Genomic DNA, 5132 nt, shown 5'->3' with positions numbered 1-5132 from the left:
GGACATATGAGCGCAAGCGATCCGATCAAACTATCCGAACCAATCCTTGCAAGCAGGGGGCCGTCCACATATGAGCACCGGAAGCGCAGGAAGCCATCGTTTGCAGGCCGGCCTCACCTGAATATCGACAGGCCTAGCCGATGGTCTTTTCCAGCATGCCTAGCCAGTTGCGATAGGCGATCTTCTCGATCAGCGCGCGCCCGAAGCCGCGTGCCGCGAACGCGTCGAGCAGTCTTGGCAGGCCGGCAACGTCGCCTATCACGGCCGGGATCATGGCGCCGTCGAAATCCGAGCCTAGGCCGACGCCGTCTTCGCCCAGCGCCTGCAGCAGCGAATCGACATGGCGCATCATGATGTCGAGGCTGGTGTCGGCGTTCATCCTGCCGTCCTCTCGTAGGAACCCGGTGGCGAAGTTCAGCCCGACCATGCCGCCGGAGTCGCGGATCGCGCCGAGCTGCCATTCGGTGAGATTGCGCGAATGGCCGCAGATCGCGTGCACGTTGGAATGGGTCGCGACCAGCGGTGCGTCGCTGATCTCGACGACGTCGCGGAAACCTTTTTCGTTGAGATGCGAAAGATCGATCATGATCTTCAGCTGGTTGCAGGCTTTCACCAGCGCCTTGCCGGCATCGGTCAGCCCCGGCCCTGTATCGGGCGACGACGGGAAGCGAAACGGCACGCCGTGGCCGAAGGCATTGGGACGGCTCCAGACGATGCCGAGCGAGCGCAAGCCGGCTGCGTGGAGAACGTCGAGCAAGGTGAGCTCAGGGTCGATCGCCTCGACCCCTTCGATATGGAACACCGCCGCAATCGAGCCTTGCGCCATCGCCTTCCTCACATCGCCGGCGCTTCGGCAGACGGTAAGCGCCGAAGCCCGCTCGAGCCTGAACAGGATCGAGGCCATCGCTACGGTGGAGTTGAGCGCATCGGCGCGAGGAACCTCGGGCGGCAAGGGCTCGCTGTCGCTCGGTGCCAGCGGCACGGCGCCGCGTTTGGATTTCTCGACAGGCGGCGGGAAGATCGCGAACATGCCGCCGGCAAATCCGCCTTTCTTCGCGCGTGGCAGGTCGATATGGCCGCCCGGCGTCCCCTCGACGAACAGCTTTTCGACGTCCGCATCCTTCGACTGGTAGAGCCTGAGCAGCGTGTCGTTGTGGCCGTCGAAGACGGGAACGAGATCGGATTCGGTCATGGAGGGCCATTCGGTTGAAGTGGTCGGACCGCAGACGGCGAGCCGGTTTGTTGGCAATACTTAGGCAAGACGGGCGCTCTGCGCAAATCCCGTATGTTTGCCTTGTGTTTGTACGCCGCCAATGGCCGAAGGGGCACGCGGTAAAGCCGCGCACCCTTTCTCCTGTCATTCATCGAGGGGCTGCCTCTTACCGCTTCAGCACGTCCGCCCATTCCGGATGGCGGCGGAACTGAGCATTGGCGAACGGGCAAAGCGGGATGATCGTCTTGCCCGCCGCACGTGCATCCTCGACGGCACGGGTGACCAGGCGAAGCCCCGCGCCCTGGCCGCGAAATGCATCCGGCACTTCGGTATGGTCGATGATGATCTGGTGCTCACCGATCTTGGTGAAGGTCATCTCCGCCTCGGCGCCGCCTGGCCCAAGCAGGAAGTAGCGGCCCTTCGAGCCGCGGTCCTCCAGTTCGATCTCCGGCAATAGGTCAGACATGGCTTGCGGTCCTTTCATCCGGCGCAAGGGCGAACAACCGCCGCGCCGCCTCGATCTCGCTCGGCCGCACCTCATGGCCGCCGTCATGCCACTCGACTGTGACATCGGCGCCATCGGCGCGCAAATAGGCTTCGAGCCGCGCCGTCAAATCAGGCGGACAGATCGGGTCCCGCCTGCCGGCGGTGACCAGGATGCGGCTGCCGTCAAGGCTGCCCTTGACCTTCGGCTCGAACGGGATCAGCGGATGCATCAGCACCGTTGCGTCGAACAGCGACGGTTCGGCAAACAGCACCGAGGCCAGGATGTTGGCGCCGTTGGAGTAACCGAGGCCGAGCACCGAAGATGGCCTTGCCGTCTCGACATGCGCCGTGACGAAACCGGCCATCTTCTCTGTCGCTCGCGTGAGGTCGCCCATGTCGTAAACGCCCTCGCCGGTCCGGCGGAAGAAGCGTGCGGCGCCTTGTTCCGAGACATCGCCGCGCGGAGCGACGATTGTCGCTTGCGGCGCGAGATCGCGTCCAAGCGACAGAAGCTGGGCCTCGTCGCCGCCGGTGCCATGAAAGACGAAGAGCAGCGGTCCGCCCGGCGAACAGGGCAGCACCTTGTGAATATACGAATCCTTGCTCATGACCTTGTCCTCAGTCTTCCAGTTTCTGCAGATGCTGCTCGAGATAGGGCCGCAAATGCTGGTGTTGCGACGGCAGTTTCAGCGCCTCGCCGAGATGGGCGGTATCCTCGTCGCGGTCGAAGCCCGGCTCGTTGGTGGCGACTTCGAACAGCACGCCGCCCGGTGTGCGGAAATAGATCGCCCAGAAATAATCGCGGTCGATCACTGGCGTCACCTGATAACCTGTATCGAGCAGCGCCTTGCGCACTTCGAGCTGCTTGGCGCGGTTCTCGACGGCGAAAGCGACATGGTGGACCGAGCCGGCGCCGAGATTGGCGAAGCCGGCCCCCGGCAGCGATTCGATGTCGACGACGTCGGCGCCGTTGCCGTTCTTCACCGCCAGCCGCCTGACGTTGCCGGACTTGTCGACCTCCTCATAACCCATGAATTTCAGCAGCTCTTCGGTGGCGCCGCCATCTTTCAGCCTGAGCGACACCGAGTGAAAACCGCGGATCGCCTCGTCGGTGGGAATGCCACCCTTGGCCCATGGCGCACGGCTGTCCGCTCTGTCTTCGACCAGTGCAAACCCGTCGCCGTCGGGACCGGCGAAGACAAGACGCTTCTCGCCGAACGTCTCCTCGCCGGACAGCCCGGTGACACCTTGCTCGGCAAACCGTTTCTCCCAATAGCCGAGCGTGCCCTCGGGCACCGAGTAAGCGGTGGTACCGACTTCGCCGACGCCATGGCGGCCTTTGCCGATGTTCGGGAACGGGAAATAGGTCATCACCGAGCCGGGCGTGCCGACCTCGTCGCCGTAATAGAGGTGGTAGACGTCGGGTGCGTCGAAATTGACGGTTTTCTTGACCCGCCGCAGGCCGAGCGTCCCGGTGAAGAATTCATTGTTCTGGCGCGCATCGCTTGCCATCGAGGTGACGTGATGCAGGCCCTTGACCTGGTCGAGCATGTTTCTGCTCCTTTCCTTGTGCCGGTGCGGCCCTTGCCGCTGTCCACGCAAATATGAGCATCCGCCTCCTGGCCGCAAAGGCGGCAAACACAGAATGGACTGTGCTGTTAAAGTGAACGATGAAGCAGGTTTTGTTCACCATTCGGCAAACTGGACCGGCTTGCACACTCGCCGAAATTGCGCTCCATGAGCGACGCATGTAGCCAGCGTGAGGATACCGCGGTTGAGTGGAAAACGCCCCAACATTCTCCTGATCACCTGCGACCAGTGGCGCGGCGACTGCCTATCGGCTGCTGGCCACAAGGTGGTAAGGACGCCGAATGCCGACGCGTTGGCTGCCGAGGGCGTTCTGTTCAAGAAGCACTATGGCGGCGCCGCACCTTGCTCGCCAGCGCGCGCCTGCCTCTACACCGGCCTCTACCAGATGAACAATCGTGTTTGCGGCAACGGCACGCCGCTCGACGCCCGCCACGGCAACATAGCCCTCTGGGCGCGCGCCCTCGGCTATGATCCGACGCTGTTCGGCTATACCGACATGGCGCGCGACCCGCGCACGCTGGCGCCTGGCGACCCGCAGCTGAAGAGCTATGAAGGCGTGCTGCCCGGCTTCACCGTGCGCCAGCTTCTGCCCGAGCACCAGAAGCCCTGGCTATCATGGCTCAAGGCGCGCGGCGTCGATGCCGGCGCCACCTCCCCCGCCATCCACCGGCCGGTGGGCGAAATCCTGGAAAACGACGGCGGGATCAGCAACGCTCCGCCAATCTATTCGAAGGACGAGACGCCGTCGGCCTTCCTGGCCGGCGAATTCATCCGCTGGCTCGGCGAGCAGGAGCGCGATGCCCCGTGGTTCGCGCATCTTTCCTTCATCAGCCCCCACCCGCCCTTCATCGTGCCGGCGCCTTACAACGCCATGTACGATCCGGCCATCGGTCCAGCTTTTGACCGCGCCGAAAGCTGGCAGGCCGAAGCAGCAAGCCACCCATATCTCGCCTATGAACTTGACCGGCAGGAACGGTCGAAATTCCGTCCCGGCTCGGAGGGCAAGGTGCGCGACTGGGGCGACGACAATTTTCGCGGCATCCGGGCGCTCTATTACGGCATGATCTCGGAGGTCGACGCGCAGCTTGGCCGTGTCTGGCAAGCGGTCAAGGCGGCCGATGCATGGGACGACACCGTCATCGTGCTGACCTCAGACCACGCCGAGATGATGGGCGATCATTTCATGCTGGGCAAAGGCGGCTTCTTCGACGGCAGCTTCCATGTTCCGCTGATCATTCGCGATCCGCGCCGCCCCAAGGCTGCCGGCAGCAGCGTCGACCGCTTCACCGAGGCGGTGGATTTGGCGCCAACCTTGCACGAGCTCACTGGGCTCGAGCTCACTGGCGGCGAAGTGCTGCCGCATCTCGACGGCCGCTCGCTGGCGCCTTTCCTGGACGCAACGGAGCCGGACAATTGGCGCGATGCGGCGCATTGGGAGTTCGATTTCCGCTCGATCGCGGATGGTGATGCAGAACGGTATTTCGGCATCGGTCCGCGTCAGTGCAATCTCGCCGTCATCCGCACGCAAAAGTTCAAATATGTGCATTTCGGCGGCGGCCTACCGCCCTTGCTCTTCGACCTGGAAAAAGATGACGGCGAGCTGACCAACGTCGCTGACGACCCAGCCTATCTGCCGGCACGGCTGGAATTTGCCGAGAAGTTGCTCGCCTGGCGGGCCGAGCATCTCGACCAGTCTCTGGCACTCGCCGAATTGACGGACAATGGCGTTGCCGGCCATGTCGCCGGCTTTCCCACGACATAAGCAAAGCCCCCCCCCGGTGCCGGGCGGGGGGGTGGGTTGGGGGGGGTGGCGCCTTTAGCCCGGGAAATTGGGGGTTTTGTG

General features: G+C 63.7%; 5 protein-coding genes. 1 reads left to right on the top strand and 4 read right to left on the bottom strand.

Going from position 1 to position 5132, the window contains the following annotated elements; all coding sequences use genetic code 11:
- Window positions 1-133: 133 nt before the first annotated feature.
- From NKJ40_RS31475 to NKJ40_RS31460, 4 genes are all read right to left on the bottom strand, one after another.
- Window positions 134-1192 carry a dipeptidase gene (locus NKJ40_RS31475; protein ID WP_352469348.1) on the bottom strand — a complete coding sequence of 353 codons (1059 nt, stop codon included), beginning with the start codon at window positions 1190-1192 and terminating at the stop codon, window positions 134-136.
- 187 nt (window positions 1193-1379) lie between these two features.
- On the bottom strand, window positions 1380-1679 hold the full coding sequence (locus tag NKJ40_RS31470; RefSeq protein WP_352469347.1) for a GNAT family N-acetyltransferase: 300 nt from the start codon (window positions 1677-1679) through the stop codon (window positions 1380-1382).
- The gene (locus NKJ40_RS31465; protein WP_352469346.1) at window positions 1672-2307 is read right to left on the bottom strand and encodes an alpha/beta hydrolase; all 636 of its coding nucleotides are present in this window, start codon (window positions 2305-2307) and stop codon (window positions 1672-1674) included. Before NKJ40_RS31465 ends, NKJ40_RS31470 begins: the two co-directional genes overlap by 8 nt.
- A 10-nt stretch (window positions 2308-2317) precedes the next feature.
- Window positions 2318-3250, bottom strand: a complete 933-nt coding sequence (locus tag NKJ40_RS31460; RefSeq protein ID WP_292659191.1) for a VOC family protein — start codon at window positions 3248-3250, stop codon at window positions 2318-2320.
- Between the two features lie 223 nt (window positions 3251-3473).
- On the opposite strand from NKJ40_RS31460, the gene NKJ40_RS31455 reads away from it, so the two are divergent.
- Window positions 3474-5051, top strand: coding sequence for an alkaline phosphatase family protein (locus NKJ40_RS31455; RefSeq protein ID WP_352469345.1), 1578 nt, complete (start codon window positions 3474-3476; stop codon window positions 5049-5051).
- The last annotated feature ends 81 nt before the right edge of the window (window positions 5052-5132 follow it).

This window comes from Mesorhizobium sp. M0119 (assembly GCF_040322615.1).
Taxonomy (GTDB): domain Bacteria; phylum Pseudomonadota; class Alphaproteobacteria; order Rhizobiales; family Rhizobiaceae; genus Mesorhizobium.
Note: the sequence above shows the minus strand (reverse complement) of the source record. Positions and strands in the feature narration are given on the sequence as shown.

What these genes read in the sequence shown, in the direction of transcription:
- NKJ40_RS31465 (WP_352469346.1), bottom strand. Translation starts at nt 2,307, where the DNA reads ATGAGCAAGGATTCGTATATTCACAAGGTGCTGCCCTGTTCGCCGGGC.
- NKJ40_RS31470 (WP_352469347.1), bottom strand. Translation starts at nt 1,679, where the DNA reads ATGTCTGACCTATTGCCGGAGATCGAACTGGAGGACCGCGGCTCGAAG.
- NKJ40_RS31460 (WP_292659191.1), bottom strand. Translation starts at nt 3,250, where the DNA reads ATGCTCGACCAGGTCAAGGGCCTGCATCACGTCACCTCGATGGCAAGC.
- NKJ40_RS31475 (WP_352469348.1), bottom strand. Translation starts at nt 1,192, where the DNA reads ATGACCGAATCCGATCTCGTTCCCGTCTTCGACGGCCACAACGACACG.